Genomic DNA, 23,643 nt, shown 5'->3' on the forward strand with positions numbered 1-23,643 from the left:
CACGTGGCGAGCTTTGTAGACCGGGTAGTCCTGCACGTATCCGGCGGAACCGGCGGCCACGGCTGTGTCTCTGTCAAGCGGGAAAAGTTCAAGCCACTCGGCGGACCTGATGGTGGCAATGGTGGCAATGGTGGAGACGTCATCCTTCGGGTGTCCGCGCAGACCACCACCCTGCTGGATTATCACCACGCCCCCCACCGCCACGCCACCAACGGTGGCCCTGGCATGGGCGATTGGCGCGGCGGCAAGAACGGCGAGACCTTGATCCTTCCCGTGCCGGACGGCACCGTGGTAAAGACCAAGGACGGCGAAGTCCTGGCTGACCTGGTTGGCGAGGGCACGGAGTATGTTGCGGCTGCAGGAGGCCAGGGAGGCCTCGGAAACGCCTCACTTTCCTCCCAGAAGCGCCGTGCGCCCGGCTTTGCGCTGCTTGGCATCGAAGGCGAATCCAGCGACATCGTCCTGGAGCTGAAGTCCATCGCCGATATTGCCTTGGTCGGATTCCCGTCCGCAGGAAAATCCAGCCTCATTGCAGCGATGTCAGCTGCCCGGCCCAAGATCGCCGATTACCCCTTCACCACCCTCATTCCCAACCTTGGTGTCGTCCAGGCCGGCGACATCCGTTTCACCATCGCCGATGTGCCCGGACTGATCGAAGGGGCCAGCGAGGGCAAGGGCCTTGGCCACAACTTCCTGCGCCACGTCGAGCGCTGCGCGGCCCTGGTTCACGTCCTGGACTGCGGAACCCTGGAATCGGACCGTGATCCCCTCTCCGACCTGGCCATCATCGAGGCGGAACTCGAGAAGTACGCCGTTGACATGAGCTACGCCGGCGTCGACGGCGAGGTTGTGCCCTTGAACGAACGTCCCAAGCTTGTTGTCCTGAACAAGGTGGACCTTCCTGACGGCAAGGACATGGCTGAGTTCGTTCGTCCGGAACTCGAAGCACGCGGCTACCGGGTCTTCGAAGTCTCGGCAACCAGCCATGAAGGCCTGCGCCAGCTTGGCTTCGCCATGGCGGAGATCGTCAAGGCCGCACGGGACGCGGTTGAGACTGCGCCTCCCAAGGTTGCCCCGCCTATCCTTCGTCCGCGCGCCGTCAACGAGAGCGGATTCCGGATCCGCCGCGAGGAGAAGAACCTCGAACCGTTGTTCCGCGTCCTTGGCGAGAAGCCTGTGCGCTGGGTCAAGCAGACCGACTTCACCAACGAGGAAGCCATTGGCTACCTGGCTGATCGCCTGGCCAAGCTTGGCGTCGAGACTGAGCTCTTCAAGGTTGGTGCCAAGCCTGGCGATACCGTGGTCATCGGTGAGGACGATGGCGTGGTCTTCGACTGGGAGCCCACCATGATGGCCGGTGCCGAACTGCTGGCAACTCCCCGCGGTACCGACATCCGCGTTGCGGACATCGGCGACCGTCCCACGCGTTCACAGAAGCGCGATGAACAGCTTGAGCGCCGCGAAGCCAAGGCTGCTGCCCGTGCCGAACTGGAAGCCGAGCGCAAGGCGGGCATCTGGACTGAGTCCGTCAGCCGCCGTCGTGCCCAGCCTGTGACGGAAGGCAACCTGGATACCGGTGATGACGACTAGGACCGTCGAAATTCCGAACGAAGAGGTTCTTGAGCGCCAAGCCCTGGCCACTGCCAAGAGGATTGTGGTCAAAGTTGGCTCGTCCTCGCTGACCAGTATCAAGGGTGGCATCTCCGAGAAATCGCTGACGTCGCTGGTTAATGCGCTGGCGGACAAGCGAAACGCAGGCGCTGAAATCATCCTCGTTTCTTCCGGTGCTATTGCAGCTGGCCTTGCTCCGCTGGGGCTGGCCAAGCGCCCGAAGGATCTTGCGACGCAGCAGGCTGCGGCAAGCGTGGGGCAGGGCCTGTTGATGGCGCGCTATACGCAAGCTTTCAGCGCGCATGGCGTCACGGTCAGCCAGGTCCTGCTGACGGCTGACGACCTCATGCGCAGGACGCAGCACACCAACGCGTTCCGGGCCCTGGACCGCTTGCTGAATCTTGGTGTCGTTCCCGTCGTCAATGAGAACGACACCGTCGCTACCCACGAGATCCGCTTTGGCGACAACGACCGCCTCGCGGCTTTGGTGGCCCACCTGGTCCGTGCCGACGCGCTCGTGTTGCTCTCCGACGTCGATGCCCTCTACGACGGTCCGCCCTCCCATGGCGCCAAGCGGATCGCCTTGGTTCGCGGTCCGCAGGACCTCGAAGACGTGACCATTGGCAAGGCGGGCAAAGCAGGTGTGGGCACCGGCGGCATGATGACCAAAGTGGAGGCTGCGTCCATCGCCGCGGGCTCGGGCATCCACGCCTTGGTGACGTCCACGGCGAACGCCGCAGCAGCCCTTGCGGGGGAGGACGTGGGAACGTGGTTCGCCGTGAACGGCAATCGCAAGCCCGTGCGCCTGTTGTGGTTGGCGCATCTGGCAACGGTTCACGGGCGCCTGATGCTCGACGACGGCGCGGTGAAAGCCGTGCGCGACCGGCACAGGTCACTCCTTCCTGCAGGAATATCGAACGTCTCTGGAGACTTCGAGGCCGGTGACCCCGTGGAAATGGTGGCCTTGGACGGGACCGTTGTGGCGCGTGGCCTGGTGAACTATTCCTCGGAAGAGCTTCCCCGCATGCTTGGCCGCACCACACAGGAGCTCGGGCAGGCGATGGGCCGGGGTTACGACCGCGAAGTTGTTCATGTTGACGACCTCGTACTCCTTCAGGCCGTCCGCTCATCTAAACTTGGAACATGACTGAAGCGCTGACCCCTGACGCCCCTGTGATTTCCGACGTTTCCGGTGCCGCCGGCCAGACGCCGGAGAGCCCTGTGGCAGGCGGCGTTCCCTTGTCACCGGAAGACGTCCAAACCGCGGTACACGCCATTGCAGACCGTTCCCGCAAGGCTGCCCGACGCATGGGACAGGCCAACCGGGCCTGGAAGGACCGCGCCCTGCGTGCCATCGGGACCGCCCTTCAGGAGCGCCGGAAGCACGTGCTGGAAGCAAACGCGAAGGACGTCGCCGCAGGCCGTGCCAATGGTACGTCTGCCGCACTCCTGGACAGGCTGACACTGACGCCTGCCCGCATTGATGGCTTGGTTGCGGCTTTGGAGAATCTGGCTGGCCTGCCGGATCCCGTGGGTAACGTAGTCCGCGGCCAGACCCTTCCCAACGGCTTGCGCTTGCGCCAGGTCAATGTCCCCATGGGTGTTGTTGCCGCTATTTATGAAGCGCGCCCCAATGTCACAGTGGATATTGCCGGTCTGGCGCTCAAGAGCGGTAACGCCGTCATCCTGCGTGGCGGATCGGCAGCTGCGAACACCAACGAGGCCTTGGTGCAGATTCTTCGGGAAGCTCTGGATTCGGTAGGCCTGCCTGCCGATGCCGTTCAGACCGTGGACCAGTACGGCCGGGAGGGCGCCAACGTGCTCATGCGTGCCCGTGGCCGCGTTGACGTCCTGATTCCCCGCGGAGGACGGGACCTTATCCAGACTGTCGTGACCAACTCTGCCGTGCCTGTAATTGAAACAGGTGAAGGCAACGTGCATATCTTCATCGACGAATCAGCAAGCGAAGAGATGGCCGTTGACATTCTCCTGAATGCCAAGACCCAGCGTCCCAGCGTTTGCAACACCGTCGAGACCCTCCTCGTCCACTCGGGCTCCACCGTGCTGCCTGCCGTTGCCGCCGCACTTCGCTCTGCCGGAGTCACCCTCCACGTGGATGACCGGATCGCCGCCGCCTTGGGCAAGGACGTTGAAACCGTTCCGGCCGACGACGACGATTGGGCCACCGAGTACATGGACCTGGACCTCGCCGTGGCCATGGTGGACAACCTTGATGATGCCGTTAATCACATTCGCAAGTGGACCACCGGACATACCGAAGCGATCTTGACGAACAACCTGGCCAACGCCGAAAGATTCATCGCTGAAATCGACTCGGCCGCCGTTATCGTCAACGCTTCCACCCGTTTCACCGACGGCGGCGAGCTCGGGCTCGGAGCAGAAGTGGGCATTTCCACCCAAAAGCTGCATGCCCGCGGGCCCATGGGCCTCACGGAACTCACCACAACCAAGTGGATCGTCCAAGGCGAAGGCCAGATCCGCGGCTAGCTACGCGGTAACATAGAACAGAAGTCCGGAACGGCGGGGAGTCCCGCCGTCGAAAATCCTTGAGAACCAACTAGGGGAGAAGATGCTGTTTCAGCAGATCGCCACGTCCATAGCAGCCCAAACAGAAGGCGGCCACGAAGCGCCTGCCCCGCTCTGGGCCGAGCCGTGGGTCTTCGGAGTCAGCATGTTTGCTCTCCTGCTGGTTTTGATGTTCGTTGCTCTCTCCTACACCAACCTCGGCAACCGTCACGAGGCTGTAGAAGAGCACTCGGATCCGCACCGCCAGCACCCGAACAAGCACACCCACAAGCAGGGCCACTAACATTATCGCCGCAACTCCGCGCGGGGAGTCGGAGCGCAGGCTCCGGCTGGGCGTGATGGGTGGAACTTTTGATCCCATCCATCACGGCCACCTTGTGGCTGCAAGTGAGGTTGCCGCCAAGTTCGATCTCGACGAAGTCGTTTTCGTGCCTACTGGCCAACCTTGGCAGAAGTCCAGCAAGCAGGTCAGCAAACCCGAGCATCGCTATTTGATGACCGTGATCGCCACGGCGTCAAACCCGAGGTTCACGGTGAGCCGGGTTGATGTTGACCGCCCAGGACCCACTTACACCATCGACACCCTGCGCGATCTGAGGGCCCAGCGACCCGACGCTGATCTGTTCTTCATCACTGGCGCTGACGCCTTGGCCCAGATTCTGTCCTGGAAGGACGTTGACGAACTCTGGTCTTTGGCGCACTTCGTTGGTGTAACGCGCCCTGGCCACGAACTGGACGGCATGGGCAGGGAAGACGTCAGCCTCCTGGAAGTTCCAGCTATGGCGATTTCTTCAACGGATTGCCGAACACGCGTAGGTGCCGGGAATCCCGTCTGGTACCTCGTGCCCGATGGCGTGGTGCAGTACATCGCCAAGTATGGTCTATACGCCGCGCACTCTGGGACCGCGCAGCCAGAGGCAGGGGAGCTGGCCCCCGCACTATCCGGATCAGACGACCAAGCACGTACTGAATGAGTTTTGAATGAGCAGCCAGGAACAGCGACCCATCCGCAGCAGGCGTGAGCTTCGCCGCGCCCGCGAAGAGAACCAGGAGCCGCAGGCCGAAGCTACACCACCCCAGGTGGTGGACGCAGCGGAGAATGCTGTAACTGGTCGTAACCGTCGTGCTGCGGACGCGCCTGTTGACGCAGTGGGTGCCGCCGCGCAGGAGCGGTCCTCCCAGATCCGCGCCCGCGACCGCGCGGCGCTGCGTACCATCAAAGAGCTCGCAGACAAGGAAGAGCAGCTCTCCGGCGGTGGACCACCAACACGTCGCCAGCTTCGCCTGCAGCAACTCCAGGCAGAAGTAGCCACCTCTGCCAACCCCGTCGTCCCTATACCGTCGGGAAAAGCACCCGATAAACCAGCCGACAAGCCAGCCGCTAAACCCGTGGATGCCAAGGCTGCGCCTGATGCGGGCGCCAAGGGTTCCGACGACGATTCGGCAGCCGGCGCTGGTACCGCAGAATCTGAAATGTCTGTGGAGCAGGCACTCGCGGTACGTGAACTGATCGCTGCCCAGGTCCAGAATCAAACCGCCAAGCTTGAGCACATTGCCGAGCAAGATCCACTGGCTGTCGATCCTGAAGTCCTCGCCCAGCAGATTGCCCTTGCCGAGCGCGCTGCGGTGCTGAACAAGCGAGCAGCAGCCAAGCAGAAGCTCGCCGAACAGAACCAAGCCGAAGCCAAGGTCCCTGCAGCAGCGGCCTCGGTGGGCCCCTCCACTGCCAACAACCTTGCCATGGTCACGCCCTTGGAGTTCGTCAAGATTCCCGGCATTGATCGCCCGGTCATGAAGCGCCCCAGCACCACATTCGTGCCTCTCGTGACGTCGTCGGGTCCAACCCTTGGTACCGGCAACGCCCCGGCAAACGGAAAGGGCACACGTGGCCGTTCGGGTGTTCTCGCCCGTGCCGAGGCTGTGGCAAGGAACGCGCGGAAGCGCCCTGTCGCCGTCGACGAACAGCTTGAAGAAACGCAGCGTCCGCCGATTGCTGCCAGCGCGGCCTATGGGCTTGACCCTTTGGACGCCAACACGGCCGGCTTGGCCCGGGCCCAGCGCAACAGGCTGCTGCAGCTCGGCGTCCTGGCGTTGGGTGTTGTCGCGCTCATCGTCGGCATCATCATGATCACCAGCGGTTAATTTCGCTAGAACCCGGCTAACGCCATTTACAGGCCATCGGCCACAACAAGGAGTCCCGTGTCTGCACATGAACAATCCATCACCCTCGCCCGTCACGCCGCGCGTGCTGCGGCCGACAAACTGGCAGAAGACATCGTTGCCCTCGATGTCAGTGAACGCCTCGCCCTGACTGACGTCTTCCTGATTGCCTCTGCGCCCACAGAACGCCAGGTCAACGCAATCGTTGATGGCATCGAGGAAGAACTGATGAAGCAGGACCTTCGCCCGGTTCGTCGGGAAGGCCGTTCCGAAGGCCGCTGGGTGCTCTTGGACTACGCGGACATCGTCATCCATGTCCAGCACGCCGAGGACCGTGTTTTCTACGCCTTGGAGCGCCTTTGGAAGGACTGCCCTGTAGTTGACCTTGAACTGGGGGATGACGCCTCGGCAAAGGCCGCGCCAGCAGGGGAATCAGAGCTCTAAACATGGGCCGGTATCCGAATATGCCCGATTTGGAATTTTCGGAAACGCTGTTCTAAGATATTTGAGTTGCTTCGGCGCGGATGACTGAAGAGTTGATCGTGAAGCAGCAAGAATATGGGGCTGTGGCGCAGCTGGTAGCGCACCTGCATGGCATGCAGGGGGTCAGGGGTTCGAGTCCCCTCAGCTCCACTCTTGAGGTTCTGCCCTTCTTCGTGATGAAGAAGGGCAGAACCTTTTTTGTGTTGTTTCGACTAGCTGCCGGGTCCCAGCTGCTGGCTGTCAGCGCCCGCTTCGATGGCCGGCAGCATGAATTCCCACATCTCCTCAATGCGGCGAAGTACGTCCGTGCGGGCAGTGAGAACGTTGGAAACCATCTGGACTCCGGTGAAGGAAGCAACCAGGTAGCGGGCAAAGGCGGCGGGATCCAGCGTGGTCCGGACTGCACCCTCGGTTTGGGCTTGGCGGAGCAGATTCTCCACGGTGTCAATCCAGTCCTGGTAGGGGCCCGAGATATCGGCATCAAAGGCGGATGCTTCAAACGTAAGGCGGATCCCGCCCTGGACAATCGCTTCTTCCAGTAATTGCCGGCCAAACATCCTGCAGAGCGCAATGATCTTCTCCAGGGCAGGCACGCTTGAGGCCACAATGGCCGCACCCGCCGCGAGGACCAGCGCGTGCTGCTCCTGGATAACGGCCAGGGCGAGCTCCCGCTTGGACGTGAAGTGGAAGTAAAGTGCTCCCTTGGTGACTCCGGCACGCTTGGTGATGTCACTCAGGCTTGCATTGCCGTACCCAACTTCTGCGAAGACATGGGCGGCGCCTTCAATAACGGAAAGGCGGGTGTCTTTCGCACGTTGCTGCATGGGCGGTGGGGGAGCCTCTCACTTGTTCCGGTGTGGGACGGCCAGAAGAAACGCGCCGCCGGACCCCACAACGCTACCATCGTGCATAAATTGAAGGCCGTAAAACCGACTGGACGGTTTGGTTTATTCTTCCCGTGATTCTAGACTTCAAGAGGAGTCGCGCCGGCTTGGGCCTGATGGGACTCCCGTGCAGCCGTTTGGGGGGAGGTGCGGTGGAGCGATCCAGCGCACCCCGGCTGCGGGGTTACCGGTTCAGCAGGACAGAAATGCCCGCTGATCCCCGTGATGGGCATCACGCTCCTGTGATTTCGCTTCTCGGGGGATTGTGGTTAGTATTGACGAGTTGCTTCGGCGGGAAGGGAAATCTTCCTGCAGAAATCAACGAGATCCGGGGCTGTGGCGCAGCTGGTAGCGCACCTGCATGGCATGCAGGGGGTCAGGGGTTCGAGTCCCCTCAGCTCCACTTCGGATAAAAGACCCCGCTCGGGTGAGCGGGGTCTTTTGCTTTCTGGTTCCTTTGCGGGATGCCTGCGTTAGCGGCCCGAATTCTTATTCCGGGCGGACGGCGAACTCGGCTGCACTGAGGAATTCGATGCCTTGGAAGGGCTGATCGCCTACTACCCGGGCGTGGTGTCCCGGTGGGATCGAGTAGGAATCACCGCCGGAAATGCTGATTTGTCCACCGTCGTTGGTTTCTACCTCAAGGGCGCCGGAAACGCAGAAGCCGACATGGCTCAATTGGCAGGAGTCTGTTCCGACTACAGGTTTGATGCAGTCGTCCCACGTCCAGCCGGGTTCAAAGGTGGTCCGGCCGATTGTGTAGTCTCCGACAGTAACGATCTCAACCGTTGTCTTGTCCGGACTGCGCGTTTCGTCGGGGGAGTTAAGTGACTTCACTTGGAGTTGCGTGACAACATTGACACTCATGGTTTGCTCTCAGGGAGGGAGCCGGTTAAGTGCGGTCCCGGGGCCTGGCTCGTGGGCGGGGCGGGACCGGTGCCTGCCGCCGTCACGGTATGGGTTCGCCATCCGTTGGGGCAACAGGTGCTTGGCATGCTGCATCATCCACATTCCTCCGAAGGCAGCATGAAGTCGAGACACTAAAGCGAACGAATTTAAGGAAAGCGAGAACGCGATCGTGGCTGCACAGGAACTGGAGCCGTTGTTCGGCAGGCTGCGAAGGTTCCCCGATGTCGAGGCGGACAACCTTCAGGCATATGACGCCACAGACAGGCTGTTGCTTCAAGTGGCCTCGGAGCATATCCATCCGGAAACCAAGGCTGTTGTCATCGGCGACCGGTATGGTGCCCTGACGCTGGGCGCTTTGGCGGGGAGCGGCGTCGGGCACGTCCGCGTTAACCAAGATCTCTACACCGGCAGGCTTGCGCTGCAGCGCAACGCGGAAGCAGCTGGCCTGCAGGGACGGTTCAGTTCTCACGAATTGGGCGCTGAACTCTTGGAGGGCGCCAATCTGGTGCTCATGCAGTTGCCGAAATCGCTGGCGGAGCTGGAGGAAAACGCCGACGCCGTTGCCCGCTATGCAGCGCCGGATGCGGTCCTGCTCGCAGGGGGTCGCGTCAAGCACATGTCCCTGGGCATGAACAAAGTGCTGGACCGTTATTTCTCATCTGTCCAACCGCAGCTTGCCCGCCAGAAGTCCAGGGTGTTGGTGGCCAGCAATCCCCAACCGGTTTCCAGTGAGCCTCCCTACCCTGTTGTGGAGCAGCTGCCGGAATTGGGGATCACGGTTTGTGCTCATGGTGCTGCATTTTCCGGTGCACGCCTTGACATCGGAACCCGTTACCTCCTGACCTTCCTGGACCGGATGCCGGAAGCGCGGCGGGTTGTGGATCTGGGGTGTGGGACCGGCATTCTTGCCACGATGTTTGCACGGCACCAGCCGGGGGCGAGCCTGGTGGCAACTGATCAGTCGGCGGCGGCTGTGGCATCAGCTATAGCCACGGCGGCTGCCAACGGACTGGAAGACCGGATTTCCGTGATCCACGACGACGCCCTGTCAACGTTTGATGCAGGCAGCGCGGATCTTGTCCTGTTGAATCCACCTTTCCATCTTGGAGCCAGCGTGCATGCCGGCGCTGCCCTGAAGATGTTCGAAGCGGCCGCCCGCGTTCTCGCGCCCGGCGGCGAGCTCTGGACCGTGTACAACAGCCACCTGCAATACCGGCCCACCCTTGAGCGGCTCCTGGGTCCCACCGTGGAGGAGGGCCGGAACCCGAAGTTCACGGTGACGCGGAGTCGTCGTGGATGAGCCGGTCCCGCGCTTCCAGGCGGGAATTTAGTGTCATCGTTACCAAGCCCTGACACCGTTGCCTGCGTGTGCGCATACCCGTGTGAGCATGGGTATCGTACGATTCAGACAAAGACGAAGTACGATGATGTTTTTTCGAAAACGACTAGGGGAATCAGTGACTGAGATCCGGCAGCCCACACCGAGGCGCGGAACGAATCTACCCCGCATGGGTGACTTTAATCTGACGGTCATTCTGGAGGCGATCCGGCGGTCCTCGGGTGGGCTCAGCCGTGTTGAACTGGCACAGATTGTTGGACTGTCCCCCCAGACCATCTCCAATATTTCCCGCCGCCTGCTAGACCAGCACTTGATTGTGGAAGCAGGCAAAGAGGGTACTGGCCCAGGCAAACCGCGGACCATCCTGCGGCTGAACCCATCGGGCATGTATGCGGTAGGCGTACACCTTGACCCTGCAGTCATCACGTTCGTTGTCCTGGACCTCCTGGGCGATGTCGTGAGGCATTCGCGGATGGCTACTCCCGGTGGTGACCCGGCGGCGGTGATCACGAGCATCGCACAGCAGATCAAGGTCCTCATTGAGGAATCGGGCGTGGACGCATCCAAAATCGCGGGCCTCGGTGTAGCAGTCCCGGGGCCGATCGACCTCGATGAAGGTTCCGTTGTGGAGCCTCCGCTGTTGACCCGATGGAACCGCGTGCGTATCCGGGAGGCCCTCACGGAGGCCACGGGCCTGGAGACGCTGGTGGACAAGGACGTAACGAGTGCAGCAGTGGCCGAAACCTGGGCCGGCGGGGCCAGCGGTGCCGGCAGTTTCGTCTTCATGTATATGGGCACTGGTATTGGTTGCGGCATTGTCCTGAATGATGAAGTGGTCCGTGGAACGTCCGGTAATGCGGGCGAAATCGGCCATATCATCGTTGATCCGATGGGGCCCCAGTGTGACTGCGGGCTCCGTGGCTGCGTGAAGTCCTCGTGTATCCCACAGGTCCTGGTGGCTGAGGCCGAGGCGGCCGGTGTGCTGGACAGCCACGGCGAGGACGCAGATGGCCCGCAGGTACAGGAACGTTACGCCTTGTTGTGTGACAAAGCCGATGCCGGCGATGAAAAAGCCATCGCCATCCTTGATAAGTCAGCCACTCTCGTGGCCCGTGCTGTCTCGGTGGTGACCAACACCCTTGACGTGGAACGCGTTGTTTTCGGCGGTCCTTTCTGGGGGCGGATGTCGAAGTACTTCCTGGAGCGTGTTCCGGGCCTGATCGCTGAAAACAGTGCGGCCCGCATGATCCACGGTATTGAAGTTGTGGGTTCCGGAGTGGGTGAGGATGTCGGCGCTATTGGTGCAGCATGCCTCGTCCTGGAGCACACGCTGGCACCACGCGCCCAACGGCTCCTGCTGGAGGGCTAACCACTCCGCCACGTTGACTCGATTGGAGCATAAATGCGCCGCCCAATGAGGTTTGCCACCGTCCTTCCTGTCGTAGCCGCTCTTCTCGCTGCAACCGCTTGTTCCTCGACGCCGCCAACTGCCGAGAACAAGACCCTGAAGATCGTCTACCAGAAATCAGACTCCTTCACGGTCCTGGATACCGTGATGCAGGACGCCAAAAAGGAATTCGAGGCGGCCAACTCTTCGGTGACGGTCAACCTCGAACCGATCCAAGCCAACGATGACGACTACGGCACCAAGCTCGCTCTGGCCCAGCGCTCTCCGGACACCGCGCCGGATGTCTTCTATGAGGACACGTTCAAGGTACGTTCCGACGTCGACGCCGGTTACCTCCTCAAGCTGGACAGCTATCTGGAAAAGTGGGACGAGTGGTCCCAGTTCAATGAAGCGGCCAAAGCTGCAGGCCGGGCCGACGACGGTGGCATTTACGCGGTGCCTCTCGGCACTGACACGCGTGCCATCTGGTACAACAAGGCAGTGCTGCAGAAGGCCGGAATTCCTGTTCCGTGGCAGCCCAAAACGTGGGACGACATCCTGTCCACGGCACGTGCCATCAAAGCTTCGGACCCAACCGTGATCCCCTTCAACATGTACGCCGGCAAGGGTACGGGCGAGGGCACCGTCATGCAGAGCTTCTACGAACTCCTCTATGGGACTGACAGCACGCTGTACGACGAAAAGGAAAAGAAGTGGGTGGTGGGCTCCCAGGGTTTTACTGACTCGCTGGCTTTCCTGAAGACCCTCTACGACGAAAAACTTGCAGTGAGCCCGGCTGAAGCCCTCGACGCGAATGTCTGGAAGAAGGTCTTTGGCGAGTGGTTCCCGGAGGGCAAACTGGCGGCAACCGTGGAAGGCTCGTATACGCCGTCGTTCTGGCAAAAGGGCGGGGCCTATGAGTGGGCAGGCTACGAGCAGGACATGGGTGTGGCCATGTTCCCCACGCGGAACGGACAGGAACCGGGTGGCGTCAGCATGTCCGGTGGGTGGACCCTTGCGGTTGGTGCCAAGAGCAAGAACGCTGAGCTTGCCTTCAAGTTCCTTACCACCGCCCTGAACAAGAAGAATGCCTTGGCCTTTGACGTTAACAACTCCCAGATAGCGGTGCGCACGGATGTTGCAAAGGAATCGAGCTACCTTTCGGCGAATCCGTTCGTGAAGGACGTGTCGGAGTTGGTGAAGGTGACGCATTACCGCCCTGCCACCGCCGATTACCCGAGGATCTCGACGGCGGTCCAGGTAGCCACCGAGTCTGTCATCACTGGAAAGCAAAGCCCTGAAGATGCCGCAGCGGAGTATGACGCCACGGTGCGCAAGGTTGTTGGCGATGACAAGGTCCTCAACAGATGATGGGCATGAGATGACATCAAAGAAATGACAGCAGGGAAATGAGGATTCGCCGCTACCTGCGGCTGCTGCCGGTTGTTCCGTCCGTTCTCCTGCTCCTGTTGTTCCTGCTTGCCCCGGTGGCTTGGTCCTTCTATGCGTCGTTCACCAATGCCGCTCTTTCAGGCCGGGCGGCCCGGGATCCACAGTGGGTGGGGTTGGAGAACTATGTCCGGATGTTCAGCGATGACGCGTTTCCGCTGGCGGCATGGCTGACTGTTGTTTTCGTCGCAGCCTCAGCCGTGCTCGGCCAGAATTTGCTCGGCCTACTTATCGCGCTGCTCATGACGCGCTCACGTAAGGCAGTTTCCTCGTGGGTTGGAACGGCGGTGGTAGCGGCTTGGGTACTCCCGGAGATCGTGGCTGCCTTCGCGGCCTATGCGTACTTCAACCGTGAGGGCACACTGAATCAGATGCTGGCCTTCTTTGGCGGGCAGGGGCCGGGCTGGCTGTACACGTTCCCACTTGTCGCGATTATCCTGGCGAACACGTGGCGGGGAACGGCGTTCTCCATGCTTGTGTACAGGGCCGCCCTCGCGGACGTGCCACAGGATGTCTCGGAGGCTGCCTTGATGGATGGTGCCCAAGGCTGGCAGCGCCTGGCATTCATCACGTTGCCACTGATCAGGAGCAGCATCGCCACCAACCTGATGCTGATTACGCTGCAGACGTTGGCCGTGTTCACGCTCATTTGGGTGATGACGGCGGGCGGCCCAGCCAATGCCAGTACCACCCTGCCGGTGTTGGCCTACCAGGAGGCCTTCAAATTTGGGGATATTGGTTATGGCACGGCCGTTGCTTCGGTATTGATTGTGTTGGGAGTGGTCTTCGGCGCTGTCTATGTCCGCCTGCTCAGGGAGCAGAAGCCGTGATGTCCAGGCCGCGGCTTGCGGCAGATATCGCTTTGGCCGTGATCGGTTTCTGCTTTTTGGCGCCATTGCTGTGGTTGCTGCTGGCCGCCGTCGATCCTCACGCCGGCTACCAGACCGCGGTGCCGTCGGCGCCTTCGATGGATAATTTTGGTGCGGTGTTCACGCCGGAATTGTTGTTCCAGCCCTTGACCAACAGTTTCCTTCTCTCGGCCGGAACAGCGGCGGTCAACCTGGTGGCAGCAGTCCTTGCTGCGTATCCGCTGTCCCGCTACCAGTCCAGGTTCAACAAGCCGTTCATGTACTCGGTGCTTTTCGGGACGTCGTTGCCCGTGACCGCCATTATGGTGCCCGTCTATGGATTGTTCGTCCAGCTCCAATTGCTCGATTCCATGATGGCCACCATATTCTTCATGGCTACAACCACCCTGCCCATGGCCATCTGGATGATGAAGAACTTCATGGACTCCGTTCCGTTGGAACTGGAGGAGGCGGCATGGATGGATGGTGCCTCAAGCATGGCGGCCTTGCGGACCATCGTGCTGCCTCTTATGAGGCAGGGCCTGGGCGTCGTATTCATCTTTGTTTTCATACAGGCATGGGGAAACTTCTTCGTCCCCTTCATCCTGTTGCTCTCCACAGCCAAGCAACCAGCCGCGGTGTCCATCTTCAGCTTCTTTGGCCAGCATGGCGCCATAGCCTATGGGCAGCTGGCGGCGTTTTCCATCCTGTACTCAGTGCCGGTGCTGTTGCTGTACGTGCTGGTATCCCGGAGCGTGGGCAGCTCCTTCGCGTTGTCCGGCTCGGTGAAGGGCTAGTCGATGTCCTCGACTATTTCGCCGTAGGGTATCGACTCATCCAGATGAGCCTGGTGCCCGGTGGGGCCTGTGTTGTAGATAATCCGGACTCCATGCCTTTGGTCTGCGGCGGACTGCAACAGAACTGGACGGACGGCGTCGATGACGCGCTGGCTTTGGGCGTTGAGGTACTGCTCATAGCGGGCTGGTAGCTGAGGCATGGCAAAAGGATAGACCTCAGAAGCGCACATGGGGAGGGCTCCCCATTGCGAGCTTGTTCAGGGGAGGCTTGGATAGAGTGACCCATGCAGGCCCCAGCGCTGGGCGCCGGGGGCTGCCTGCCGCAAAATGATTCACGCCAGCGAGGGGACCACGAGTGCTTCAGAACACCGCCACGACCGGAATCGATGCACCGGACTTGGCCCGTGCCCAGCAGCTCGTCGGCAGCATTATCCGCAGCTTTGAGACCAAGGTGGTGGGCCAGTCCAGGCTGCAGGAGACGCTGGTGATCGGCCTCCTGACCGGCGGACATGTCCTTTTGGAAAGCGTTCCGGGTCTGGCCAAGACCACAGCGGCGCAAGCTCTTGCGGAATCAGTGAGTGCGGATTTTCGCCGGATCCAATGCACTCCGGACCTATTGCCCAGCGACATCGCGGGCACCCAGATATTTGATGCAGCCAAGGGCACGTTCGTCACCCAGCTGGGACCCGTTCACGCGAACATTGTGCTGCTTGATGAGATCAACCGTTCCAGCGCCAAAACGCAGAGCGCCATGCTGGAGGCGATGCAGGAACGGCAGACGTCCATTGGTGGCGAGTCCTATCCTCTGCCGGAGCCTTTCCTGGTGCTGGCAACGCAAAACCCGATTGAGCAGGAGGGAACCTACCGCCTTCCGGAAGCACAGATGGATCGCTTCATGCTCAAGGACGTCCTGGACTATCCGAGCCCGGCGGAGGAAGCCGAAGTCATCAGGCGCATAGATGCCGGGGCGTTCAGCGCAGTGCAAAAGCCGCCGGCAGCGGCTTCCCTTGACGCGATTGTCCAGGTGCAGGAACTCGTCAAGAGGGTTTACGTTGATCCTGCCATCATCAGGTACATCGTTGGCCTGGCCTATGTGACCCGTCATGCCTCCCAATACCTGGAGCCCCGTTTGGCCAACCTCATCGAGTTCGGTGCAAGTCCGCGGGCGAGCATTGCCTTCAGCCAGGCGGCGAGGGCGTTGGCACTCCTGAGCGGGCGGGATCACGTCATTCCGGAGGACGTCAAGAAACTGGCCCACAGGATCCTGCGCCACAGAATAGTGCTCGGGTTCGATGCCGTGGTTGAAGGGATCCCCGTGGAAACCATCATTGATGCAGTGCTCGCGTCCGTGCAGACGCCGTAGCGGACACCGCATGCCCAGCCTCCTCCGCCGCGTGAAGTCGAAGATGTTCATCTTCGCCCACCGCAGGACCCTCACCCTGTTGGATGGCGAATACGGTTCTGTCTTCAAGGGCCGCAGCCTGGACTTCGACGAATTGCGCTCGTACGTACCCGGCGACGAAGTCAGGGATATTGATTGGAAAGCCACTGCCCGCCACGGATCACCCCTGGTCAAACGCTATGTGGCCGTCCGCCGTCACTCGGTGCTGTTGCTCGTGGACACAGGGCGGAACATGGCAGCCCACGCTGCCTCGGGTGAATCCAAGAAAGACATTGCCGTTGACGCTGCCGGCGTGCTGGGCTATCTCGCCTGCAGGCACGGGGACGACGTCGGACTCCTGCACGGCTCGGCCCTCACTTCCCGGTACCTCCCGCCCCAGAGCGGTGAAGAGCACCTGGAACGGCTGCTCCGGGAACTGGATGCCGGCATTTCCCTGAATGGGCCGGCGAGCGCAATCACAGAGCAGCTCGACTACGCGTTGAGGTTCTTGAAGGGCCGCCTGCTCATTGCCGTTCTCGCCGATGAGTTCAGGCCCGACGCCCACACTGAAATGCTGCTCCAGCGACTGAGGGCCCGGCATGAAGTCCTGTGGCTCACTATCCTCGACGCCGGGTTGGCCAAGGAACCGGGGCATCGGGCGGCCACGCAGGAGGCCAGTTTCGACGTCGGGAACGGGCAGCGGATCCCTGCGCCCGTGGCGGGGAACAGTGTTGTTCGTGCCGCATATGCCAGCGCGATGCGGAAACGCGGGGAGGAGCGCAGCGTCTTCTTCCGCAGGCTCGGCATTGCTGAGCAGACGGTTGGCGCCACCGCCGAAGTCCTCCCGGCGGTGTTCGCGCTCCTGGAGAAGCACCGCTCGGGCGCGAAGTCCGCCAAGGGTAGCAACCGTGCAGGATAACGCCGGCTTCTACGCGCCCCTTCAATATCAGCAGCTGTGGCTTTGGCTGGGCTTGGTGCTGCTGCTGCTCGTAGGGTGCTGGTACGGATGGATCCTGTGGCCCGTCCGCAAAGCAACCCCAAAAACTCCGGCAAGCGGGCATGGGGAGTCACACGATCTGGAAACGCTGCGGGCCAGGTGCCTGTCAGCAATAAATACCCTCGAAAGAGAGGCCGACGCCGGCCGCCTCTCCGGGCGGGACGCCCACCAGCGACTCAGCCTCCTCGTGCGGGAATTTGCGGGTGCAGCCACAGGCCTTCCGGCCACTTCCATGACACTGGAGGAATTGCGCCGCAGCGGACTGGATCAGTTCGCCGTGGGTATCGCTTTGATCTATCCCAGCGAATTCGCGCCCGTAGCCATGCAATCCGTTCGGGACTCCGCAAAGACCGCACGCCAGGTGGTACAGGCATGGAGCTGACGTACTGGTGGATTCTTCCCCTCGCTGCCCTGGCCTTGGTGATAGCCGCCCGACTGTTGATCCGGCGTCGACCGCAAAGGGGCAGGCCAGTGGCACACGGCGAGCGCCTCACCTACCTTCCCGAGTACCAAAAGGCGCTGCGGCGGTACAAGGCCACGTTGGTCCTCGCCATGGCCTTGGGTGCGTTATTCCTGGCGGCCACAGCCACAGCAGCAGCAAGACCTGTCCAGCGCACCACGGAACAGCCCGAAATCCGGAACCGGGACATCATCCTCTGCCTGGATGTTTCAGGATCCATGACCAGTACGGACGCTGCCATCGCCAAGGTTTTCCAGGAACTCGCCCGGGAATTCGATGGCGAGCGCATCGGCATGGTGATCTTCGATAGCAGCAGCGTCCAACTGTTCCCGCTGACAGACGACTACGACTACGCCGCCGAACAGCTCACCACAGCTCAGAAGGCCCTGGACAGCGGGGCAGGATCCTTCTTCGACGGGACATGGAACGGGGGAGGATCCTCCCTGATCGGCGATGGCCTGGCATCCTGCGTGCAAAGCTTCCCGGACGTCGAACCAGGGTCAGGGTCAACATCCGCGTCCGGCAACGCCAAGCGCTCGCGGTCCGTTGTGCTGGCCACCGACAACTTCCTCTCCGGGGACCCCATCTTCACCCTGCAGCAGGCCGCGGAGCTGGCCCGCAGCAAGAACGTCAAGGTGTATGCCCTGAACCCCGGCGACTTTGACTACGGAGATCAAGCTGATCAGCCCGGCGGCCAACTCAAGGCGGTTGCCGAAGGAACCGGAGGCAGCTACTTCGCTCTGGACAGCCCTGACGCGGTGCCCGGGATAGTGCAGAAAGTGCAGGAGACCGAAGCCAGCAGCTACCGGGCCGCGCCCCAGGTTGCCGTGAGCGATAGCCCGGCGCTGCCTCTTGGGGTCGCGCTGCTGGCAGGTGCCGGAATGGTGATCCTGGGATGGAGGCTGGACCAGTGACTCTTCTGCCAATTGTTCCGTGGGCGCTCCTCGCTGCCATGGGCGTCGCCGTTATAGCCTTCACCCTGTGGGCCATCGTCCGCAGGCCGGGACCCGGCAGCACTGCACCCCAAGGGTCGGTGCGGCCAGCCGCCATCCGGGGCGCCGCCGTCGTGCTTCTGGTCCTTGCCGCACTGCGACCGGGGTGGTCCGGCAGTGAAGCGAGGACCGCGGTCGCGGACGTGGAGGTCTTCTTTGTTGTCGATACCAGTACCAGCATGGCTGCTGAGGATTACAGCGGCACAGGCACCCGCTTGTCAGGGGCGACGAGCGACGTGATGGCGATCGCCAGGGAACTAGCGGGAGCCAGGTTTTCCCTCATCACGTTCGACAACAAAGCGACCGTCCGCATGCCGTTGAGCCAGGACGCCACCGCGCTGCAAACCGCCATGACAACGCTGCAGCCGCAAAACCCGCGGTATGCCAACGGCAGCAGCATTACAGGCGCGGGAGCGTTGCTCAAGGACAGGCTCGCGGCCTCCCGGGAGCAGCACCCAGGACGTCCAGCATTGGTCTTCTACGCCGGGGACGGCGAGAACACGGCCGCCGAGGCACCAGTGCCGCTGCCGGTGGATGCGAGCAGCGTCAGTGGGGGAGCCGTGCTGGGTTACGGCACCGGGCAGGGTGGCCGGATGAAAGACCCCTCGGACACCGAAGCCGGGTACGTGCAGGACAAGAGCTCGGGCCAGGACGCGGTGTCCAGGATCGACGAAGGGCAACTGAAAAACATCGCAAGCCAACTCAATGTCCCATATGTCCACCGGACCGGGAACCAACCCACGTCCGACATGCTTGCCAAAGCCCAGCCCGGCGCCCTCACGCCCACCAACGACGATGGACCCGGCCGCGTGGAACTTTACTGGCTCCTGGCGCTCGCCGGATTCCTGCTGGCCCTTCACGAACCCGTTCGTCATCTCATCGCACTGCGGGAAGTGCGGAGCTTGCCCTCGAAGGCCAAGGAGCCACTGGCATGAAGAATGCTCGACGCCGGAGACGCCGCCTTGCGCTGTGGTCCGCCCCGCCGGCCCTGCTGGCGCTCGCCGTGGCGGTGAAGCTCCTAAGCGTGGGTGCCTTGGGCGGGGACGCCGCACATGCCTTCGAAACGGCCGACCGGGACGGTGCGGCAAGAGCCGCGTCCTGGCTGCACGTGGCGAACCTGGTGGAGCTGCACAAAGCCTTCTTCGCATCCGGGGATGCCCACGTTTTGGCCGGCGACTTCACGGCGGCACGGAAGGACTTCGAGGCGGCGTTGGATGCCGGCGCCGGCGAGGACGAATGCCAAGTGCGGGTCAATCTGGTGTTGAGCGTCGAGAAACTGGGCGATGCTGCCCTGTCGGCAGGCAATCAGCAGACGGCAGCCACGTTGTTTCGTGAAGCGCTGGACCTCATCGATTCCTCACCTGCCCAGTGTGCGCAGGAGGGTCCCGGAAATTCGTCCGGAGAGGGGAGGGCCCTGGACTCAGCGGCCGATCGTCTCAAAGCCAAGATAGCTGCGGACTCCGACGGAAGGGCCGGGGTGGAGAAGCCAGCCAAGGATACGCCGCCTGACCAACAGCAGGAGCAACTGCAGAAGTTGGGACAGAGCGCGCAACAGGCCCAACGGGAGCGGGCAGGAGGGCAGCAACGTGAGGAATACCTGCGAGGCTCCGGGAATGAGTCCGGCGTAGACAAGCCCTGGTGAGCCATTCAGCGAACAAAGTTCACGAATCCTTCTTCATGGATCGTAAAACTGCGTCTTAATTCGGTGGCAGAGTTGAACGGCTCGATGCCCACGACCTAGAGTCGTAATTAAGTTACCGCGGTAACGTGTCAGCGATCCTCCGTTGGATCCGCCCCGAAAGGGCGGTGAGGAGGGTGTGGGTGCCCCCATGTGGGCCTGACATTTGCACACGGAAAGCTTCATTCCAGGCGTGCCAGTTGCGGCTGCGTCCTGCTGGAGTTTCTTCGTGTATCCCAAACTCAATTCATCGATCATGCAATCAATGGTTCCCTTGGATCCATTGGGTGACGTTCGATGACGAACAGCCAAGGACGCAAATGTCGCCACCAAGCCTTATTGATGTACATCCCAACCTCGCCGGAACGGCGCCCGTGGCACTTTCCTACGAGCTGTTTCCCCCTCGCTCCCCGGCGGCCGCAGAAACCCTGTGGACCACTATCCGTGAACTCGAAGCCACCGAGCCGGACTACGTCTCGGTGACGTACGGTGCCAGTGGATCCAACCGGGATACTGCCGTTGACCTCATCAACCGCCTCCTGCTCGAGACCACGCTCCGGCCCTTGGCCCACCTGACGTGTGTGGGCAACACACCGCTTGAATTGGCGGAGATCATTGGTGAACTCCTGGACCACGGCGTCCGTGGCATCCTCGCACTGCGCGGGGATCTGCCCAAGGACGGAAGCCGGCCTGCCAGTGGCTCACTCCGGTATGCCCAGGATCTGATCGAACTGATCCGCCGCGTGGAGCAGCGTCGTTCGGCACTTCTTTGTGCCGGCAAGATCGCTGTCGGAGTGGCCGCATACCCCACCAGGCATCCTGAATCGCCAAGTGTGGGGCACGACGTCGAAGTTCTCCTGGCCAAGCAGCGTTCCGGCGCAGACTTCGCGATCACGCAGGTCTTCTTCCACGCTAACGAATACTCGGACCTGGTTGCCCGTGCACGCCGGGCCGGGGTCACCATCCCGATCATCCCCGGTGTCATGCCGCTCACCAGCCTCCGGCGCCTGAAGCGCCTCGGCGAACTGGCCGGCGTCGAACCTTCCGTGGAACTCATGGAGCGCCTCGCTGCCGTGGACACTGAAGCAGAGCGTCGGCGAATCGGCGTCGCTGCCACCGTGGATCTTGCCAATGCAGCACTGGATGCCGGTGCACCGGGCATTCACTTGTACACCTTCAATGAGCACGCGGACGCCCTTGACGTGCTGGACAAGCTGGCGCTGCCGCGGCCATCCCGGCCGGCTGGCCCCGTAAGCACCATGGCACTCCGCCAGGAATACGCAAGCTAAAAACACCTGGCCCCTCCTGCCGGCCACCAAAAGACACCAACCTTTTCAAGCTACTTCATCAAGGAGCTTCTCCATGCCTGAAAACACCCCGGCCACTCCGTTCCCGGCAGCCTCCCTGCTCGGCTACCCGCGCATCGGCCGTCGCCGCGAGCTCAAGAAGGCCGTCGAAGCCTACTGGGCCGGCAAGATCGACGCCGCCGCACTGGACGCCGCAGCCAAGGACATCCAGCTCACCATCGCCAAGCGCCTGCAGGAACTCGGCCTCACCGAAGCTGCCGCTGTTCCGGGCACGTTCTCGTACTACGACCAGGTGCTGGACACCACTGCACACCTCGGTGCTGTACCTGCCCGCTTCGGCAAGCTCCTCAACGCTGAGGGCCAGCTGGACATCGATGGCTACTTCACCCTGGCACGCGGCAACAAGGAACAGCAGCCGCTGGAAATGACCAAGTGGTTCGACACCAACTACCACTACCTCGTTCCGGAAATCGGCCCGGAAACCGAGTTCACGCTCGCCTCCACCGCCAAGGTTGACGAGTTCACCTTCGCCCTTGCCAACGGCATTGAGACCCGGCCGTACATTGTTGGCCCGGTCACCTACCTGCTGCTCTCCAAGGCATCCGACGACGCCCCGGCCGGTTTCGCACCGCTGTCCAGCCTCGAGGACATCCTGCCCGTTTACGTGCAGCTGCTTGAGAAACTCGCCGAGGCCGGCGCAAGCTGGGTTCAGCTTGATGAGCCGGCCCTGGTTGTTGACCAGGACACCCCGGCCGCCGAGATCGAAGCAGCCGTTGCCCGCGCTTACGAGGTCCTCACCGGTGCTGCGAACCGTCCGCAGATTCTTGTCTCCACTCCGTACGGTTCACTCGATGGCCAGCTCGGTACGCTTGCTGCCACCAACATCGACGCCCTGCACGTAGACGTGTTCAAGGGTGGAGTTCCCTCTGCAGCTGCCCTCGCAGGCCTGGGCAACAAGACCCTGGTTGCCGGTGTGGTTGACGGTCACAACATCTGGCGCAACGACCTCGCCGCATCTGCCGCGAAGCTGGATGAGCTGAAGGCTGCTGTCGGCAAGCTGGCCGTCAGCACGTCCACGTCCACCCAGCACGTCCCGCACGACGTTGCCGAGGAAACCGCGTTCTCTGAGCAGCTGCGCAGCTGGCTCGCCTTCTCCGACCAGAAGGCCGTGGAGGTCAAGACCCTCGCTTCCTACCTGGCGGACCCCGCGTCGGCCAAGGCTGCCATCGACGAAGCATCCGCCGTGATCGCTTCCCGTGCAACCGCCGAAGGCGTTCGCCGAGACGACGTCCGCGCCCGCACCCAGGCACTGACCGCTGAGGACTTCAGCCGCTCCGAGTACGCGGTTCGTGAAGCTGCCCAGGAAGAGGCACTGCACCTTCCGCCGCTGCCCACCACCACCATCGGTTCGTTCCCGCAGACGTCCGAGATCCGCTCGGCACGTGCCCGCAACAACAAGGGCGATCTCACCAACGAGCAGTACGAGAAGCTCATGAAGGACGAGATCAAGCGTGTTGTGGACCTGCAGGAAGAACTGGGCTACGACGTCCTGGTTCACGGCGAGCCCGAGCGCAACGACATGGTCCAGTACTTCGCGGAGAACCTCGAAGGTTTTGACGTGACGGTCCACGGCTGGGTCCAGTCCTACGGATCGCGCTGCACCCGTCCGTCCATCCTCTGGGGCGACGTCACCCGCAGCGCCCCGATCACGGTTGCCTGGGCTGAGTACGCGCAGTCGCTGACCAGCAAGCCGATGAAGGGCATGCTGACCGGTCCGGTCACCATCCTGGCCTGGTCCTTCGTTCGCGATGACCAGCCGCTGGGCGAGACCGCCAACCAGGTTGGCCTGGCACTCCGCGACGAAATCGCTGACCTCGAGGCAGCCGGCATCAAGGTCATCCAGGTGGACGAGCCCGCCCTCCGCGAACTCCTCCCGCTGCGCAAGGCAGACCACGCCGACTACCTGAAGTGGTCCGTTGACTCCTTCCGCCTTGCCACTGCCGGTGCTGCCGACTCCACCCAGATCCACACCCACCTCTGCTACTCCGAGTTCGGTGTGATCATCGATGCCATTGACGGCCTCGACGCAGACGTGACCTCCATCGAAGCTGCACGCTCCCGCATGGAGGTCATCCACGACCTCGAGTCCCACGGCTTCGGCCGTGGCGTTGGTCCGGGCGTTTATGACATCCACTCGCCGCGTGTTCCGGGTGAAGCTGAAGTCACCGAACTCCTGGCCACCGCCGTCAAGCACGTTCCGTCGCGCCAGCTCTGGGTCAACCCGGACTGCGGCCTGAAGACCCGTGGCTACGCCGAGACCGAAGAATCCCTGCGCAACCTGGTCAAGGCAACCCAGACGGTTCGCGCCGCGCTGCTCGAAACCGCTAAGTAAGCCAGCCACAACGACGGCGGCC

Annotated in this window: 23 protein-coding genes and 2 tRNA genes; 22 read left to right on the top strand and 3 right to left on the bottom strand. The window is 62.1% G+C overall.

All coding sequences use genetic code 11. The features are described 5' to 3' along the window. Positions 1-3: 3 nt before the first annotated feature. The 8 genes from obgE (at position 4) to ABIE18_RS06955 (ending at position 6,951) form a co-directional block, all read left to right on the top strand. Complete coding sequence (gene obgE, locus ABIE18_RS06920) at positions 4-1,590, top strand: GTPase ObgE (protein ID WP_499721956.1); 1,587 nt, start codon at positions 4-6, stop codon at positions 1,588-1,590. Beyond that, positions 1,580-2,758 (top strand): glutamate 5-kinase, encoded by a 1,179-nt coding sequence (gene proB, locus ABIE18_RS06925; RefSeq protein WP_499721958.1) that lies wholly within the window; start codon positions 1,580-1,582, stop codon positions 2,756-2,758. The genes obgE and proB overlap by 11 nt, the downstream gene beginning before the upstream one ends. After that, positions 2,755-4,119, top strand: a complete 1,365-nt coding sequence (locus ABIE18_RS06930) for a glutamate-5-semialdehyde dehydrogenase (protein ID WP_499721960.1) — start codon at positions 2,755-2,757, stop codon at positions 4,117-4,119. Before proB ends, ABIE18_RS06930 begins: the two co-directional genes overlap by 4 nt. A gap of 82 nt (positions 4,120-4,201) precedes the next feature. Then, positions 4,202-4,441, top strand: a complete 240-nt coding sequence (locus ABIE18_RS06935; RefSeq protein WP_224090660.1) for a hypothetical protein — start codon at positions 4,202-4,204, stop codon at positions 4,439-4,441. 4 nt (positions 4,442-4,445) lie between these two features. Further along, positions 4,446-5,132: a nicotinate-nucleotide adenylyltransferase gene (nadD, locus tag ABIE18_RS06940; RefSeq protein ID WP_499722260.1), complete on the top strand. Its 687-nt coding sequence runs from the start codon at positions 4,446-4,448 to the stop codon at positions 5,130-5,132. A gap of 7 nt (positions 5,133-5,139) precedes the next feature. Then, positions 5,140-6,300 (top strand): hypothetical protein, encoded by a 1,161-nt coding sequence (locus ABIE18_RS06945; RefSeq protein WP_499721962.1) that lies wholly within the window; start codon positions 5,140-5,142, stop codon positions 6,298-6,300. 57 nt (positions 6,301-6,357) lie between these two features. Next, positions 6,358-6,762, top strand: a complete 405-nt coding sequence (gene rsfS, locus ABIE18_RS06950; protein WP_216925495.1) for a ribosome silencing factor — start codon at positions 6,358-6,360, stop codon at positions 6,760-6,762. Between the two features lie 116 nt (positions 6,763-6,878). Then, positions 6,879-6,951: transfer RNA gene (locus ABIE18_RS06955), tRNA-Ala, on the top strand. A 62-nt stretch (positions 6,952-7,013) separates the two neighbouring features. Here ABIE18_RS06955 and ABIE18_RS06960 read toward each other — a convergent pair. Next, complete coding sequence (locus tag ABIE18_RS06960; RefSeq protein ID WP_499721964.1) at positions 7,014-7,625, bottom strand: ScbR family autoregulator-binding transcription factor; 612 nt, start codon at positions 7,623-7,625, stop codon at positions 7,014-7,016. 390 nt (positions 7,626-8,015) lie between these two features. On the opposite strand from ABIE18_RS06960, the gene ABIE18_RS06965 reads away from it, so the two are divergent. Beyond that, a tRNA-Ala gene (locus tag ABIE18_RS06965) sits at positions 8,016-8,088 on the top strand. Positions 8,089-8,174: 86 nt separating this feature from the next. On the opposite strand, the gene ABIE18_RS06970 is transcribed toward ABIE18_RS06965, so the two are convergent. Continuing rightward, positions 8,175-8,552 (bottom strand): cupin domain-containing protein, encoded by a 378-nt coding sequence (locus tag ABIE18_RS06970; protein WP_499721966.1) that lies wholly within the window; start codon positions 8,550-8,552, stop codon positions 8,175-8,177. 211 nt (positions 8,553-8,763) lie between these two features. On the opposite strand from ABIE18_RS06970, the gene ABIE18_RS06975 reads away from it, so the two are divergent. The 5 genes from ABIE18_RS06975 to ABIE18_RS06995 all read left to right on the top strand — a co-directional run bounded on the left by ABIE18_RS06975 (position 8,764) and on the right by ABIE18_RS06995 (position 14,414). Further along, complete coding sequence (locus ABIE18_RS06975; protein ID WP_499721967.1) at positions 8,764-9,894, top strand: class I SAM-dependent methyltransferase; 1,131 nt, start codon at positions 8,764-8,766, stop codon at positions 9,892-9,894. 208 nt (positions 9,895-10,102) lie between these two features. Further along, positions 10,103-11,302: an ROK family transcriptional regulator gene (locus ABIE18_RS06980; RefSeq protein WP_431115445.1), complete on the top strand. Its 1,200-nt coding sequence runs from the start codon at positions 10,103-10,105 to the stop codon at positions 11,300-11,302. 33 nt (positions 11,303-11,335) lie between these two features. After that, positions 11,336-12,691 (top strand): extracellular solute-binding protein, encoded by a 1,356-nt coding sequence (locus ABIE18_RS06985; RefSeq protein WP_499721968.1) that lies wholly within the window; start codon positions 11,336-11,338, stop codon positions 12,689-12,691. 38 nt (positions 12,692-12,729) lie between these two features. Then, the gene (locus ABIE18_RS06990; protein WP_499721969.1) at positions 12,730-13,599 is read left to right on the top strand and encodes a carbohydrate ABC transporter permease; all 870 of its coding nucleotides are present in this window, start codon (positions 12,730-12,732) and stop codon (positions 13,597-13,599) included. Next, positions 13,599-14,414: a carbohydrate ABC transporter permease gene (locus ABIE18_RS06995; RefSeq protein ID WP_499722261.1), complete on the top strand. Its 816-nt coding sequence runs from the start codon at positions 13,599-13,601 to the stop codon at positions 14,412-14,414. The genes ABIE18_RS06990 and ABIE18_RS06995 overlap by 1 nt, the downstream gene beginning before the upstream one ends. Here ABIE18_RS06995 and ABIE18_RS07000 read toward each other — a convergent pair. After that, on the bottom strand, positions 14,411-14,614 hold the full coding sequence (locus ABIE18_RS07000) for a hypothetical protein (protein ID WP_499721970.1): 204 nt from the start codon (positions 14,612-14,614) through the stop codon (positions 14,411-14,413). The genes ABIE18_RS06995 and ABIE18_RS07000 overlap by 4 nt on opposite strands. Before the next feature lie 155 nt (positions 14,615-14,769). Here ABIE18_RS07000 and ABIE18_RS07005 point away from each other — a divergent pair, with 155 nt between their 5' ends. The 8 genes from ABIE18_RS07005 (at position 14,770) to metE (ending at position 23,621) form a co-directional block, all read left to right on the top strand. Beyond that, complete coding sequence (locus tag ABIE18_RS07005) at positions 14,770-15,777, top strand: AAA family ATPase (protein ID WP_499721971.1); 1,008 nt, start codon at positions 14,770-14,772, stop codon at positions 15,775-15,777. Positions 15,778-15,787: 10 nt separating this feature from the next. After that, entirely contained in the window at positions 15,788-16,714 is a 927-nt protein-coding gene (locus tag ABIE18_RS07010; RefSeq protein ID WP_499721972.1) for a DUF58 domain-containing protein, read from the top strand. After that, positions 16,704-17,174 carry a hypothetical protein gene (locus tag ABIE18_RS07015; protein WP_499721973.1) on the top strand — a complete coding sequence of 157 codons (471 nt, stop codon included), beginning with the start codon at positions 16,704-16,706 and terminating at the stop codon, positions 17,172-17,174. The genes ABIE18_RS07010 and ABIE18_RS07015 overlap by 11 nt, the downstream gene beginning before the upstream one ends. Further along, on the top strand, positions 17,165-18,166 hold the full coding sequence (locus ABIE18_RS07020; RefSeq protein ID WP_499721974.1) for a vWA domain-containing protein: 1,002 nt from the start codon (positions 17,165-17,167) through the stop codon (positions 18,164-18,166). Before ABIE18_RS07015 ends, ABIE18_RS07020 begins: the two co-directional genes overlap by 10 nt. Then, positions 18,163-19,179 carry a VWA domain-containing protein gene (locus ABIE18_RS07025; RefSeq protein ID WP_499721975.1) on the top strand — a complete coding sequence of 339 codons (1,017 nt, stop codon included), beginning with the start codon at positions 18,163-18,165 and terminating at the stop codon, positions 19,177-19,179. Before ABIE18_RS07020 ends, ABIE18_RS07025 begins: the two co-directional genes overlap by 4 nt. Further along, positions 19,176-19,886: a hypothetical protein gene (locus ABIE18_RS07030; protein ID WP_499721976.1), complete on the top strand. Its 711-nt coding sequence runs from the start codon at positions 19,176-19,178 to the stop codon at positions 19,884-19,886. The genes ABIE18_RS07025 and ABIE18_RS07030 overlap by 4 nt, the downstream gene beginning before the upstream one ends. A gap of 356 nt (positions 19,887-20,242) precedes the next feature. Then, complete coding sequence (locus tag ABIE18_RS07035; protein ID WP_499721977.1) at positions 20,243-21,211, top strand: methylenetetrahydrofolate reductase; 969 nt, start codon at positions 20,243-20,245, stop codon at positions 21,209-21,211. 73 nt (positions 21,212-21,284) lie between these two features. Further along, positions 21,285-23,621: a 5-methyltetrahydropteroyltriglutamate--homocysteine S-methyltransferase gene (gene metE / locus ABIE18_RS07040; RefSeq protein WP_499721978.1), complete on the top strand. Its 2,337-nt coding sequence runs from the start codon at positions 21,285-21,287 to the stop codon at positions 23,619-23,621. Positions 23,622-23,643 lie beyond the last annotated feature (22 nt).

The sequence above is a fragment of the Arthrobacter sp. 2762 genome, from assembly GCF_040548745.1.
Taxonomy (GTDB): Bacteria; Actinomycetota; Actinomycetes; order Actinomycetales; family Micrococcaceae; genus Arthrobacter.

Bases quoted from the DNA above. Each gene is read 5' to 3' on its own strand.
- ABIE18_RS06985 (WP_499721968.1), top strand. From the start codon at position 11,336: ATGCGCCGCCCAATGAGGTTTGCCACCGTCCTTCCTGTCGTAGCCGCT.
- ABIE18_RS06945 (WP_499721962.1), top strand. From the start codon at position 5,140: ATGAGCAGCCAGGAACAGCGACCCATCCGCAGCAGGCGTGAGCTTCGC.
- proB (WP_499721958.1), top strand. From the start codon at position 1,580: ATGACGACTAGGACCGTCGAAATTCCGAACGAAGAGGTTCTTGAGCGC.
- ABIE18_RS06960 (WP_499721964.1), bottom strand. From the start codon at position 7,625: ATGCAGCAACGTGCGAAAGACACCCGCCTTTCCGTTATTGAAGGCGCC.
- ABIE18_RS07010 (WP_499721972.1), top strand. From the start codon at position 15,788: ATGCCCAGCCTCCTCCGCCGCGTGAAGTCGAAGATGTTCATCTTCGCC.
- ABIE18_RS07000 (WP_499721970.1), bottom strand. From the start codon at position 14,614: ATGCCTCAGCTACCAGCCCGCTATGAGCAGTACCTCAACGCCCAAAGC.
- ABIE18_RS06970 (WP_499721966.1), bottom strand. From the start codon at position 8,552: ATGAGTGTCAATGTTGTCACGCAACTCCAAGTGAAGTCACTTAACTCC.
- ABIE18_RS07035 (WP_499721977.1), top strand. From the start codon at position 20,243: ATGTCGCCACCAAGCCTTATTGATGTACATCCCAACCTCGCCGGAACG.
- ABIE18_RS06990 (WP_499721969.1), top strand. From the start codon at position 12,730: ATGAGGATTCGCCGCTACCTGCGGCTGCTGCCGGTTGTTCCGTCCGTT.
- ABIE18_RS06980 (WP_431115445.1), top strand. From the start codon at position 10,103: ATGGGTGACTTTAATCTGACGGTCATTCTGGAGGCGATCCGGCGGTCC.
- ABIE18_RS06935 (WP_224090660.1), top strand. From the start codon at position 4,202: ATGCTGTTTCAGCAGATCGCCACGTCCATAGCAGCCCAAACAGAAGGC.
- ABIE18_RS07020 (WP_499721974.1), top strand. From the start codon at position 17,165: ATGGAGCTGACGTACTGGTGGATTCTTCCCCTCGCTGCCCTGGCCTTG.
- ABIE18_RS06930 (WP_499721960.1), top strand. From the start codon at position 2,755: ATGACTGAAGCGCTGACCCCTGACGCCCCTGTGATTTCCGACGTTTCC.
- metE (WP_499721978.1), top strand. From the start codon at position 21,285: ATGCCTGAAAACACCCCGGCCACTCCGTTCCCGGCAGCCTCCCTGCTC.
- ABIE18_RS07030 (WP_499721976.1), top strand. From the start codon at position 19,176: ATGAAGAATGCTCGACGCCGGAGACGCCGCCTTGCGCTGTGGTCCGCC.
- ABIE18_RS06995 (WP_499722261.1), top strand. From the start codon at position 13,599: ATGTCCAGGCCGCGGCTTGCGGCAGATATCGCTTTGGCCGTGATCGGT.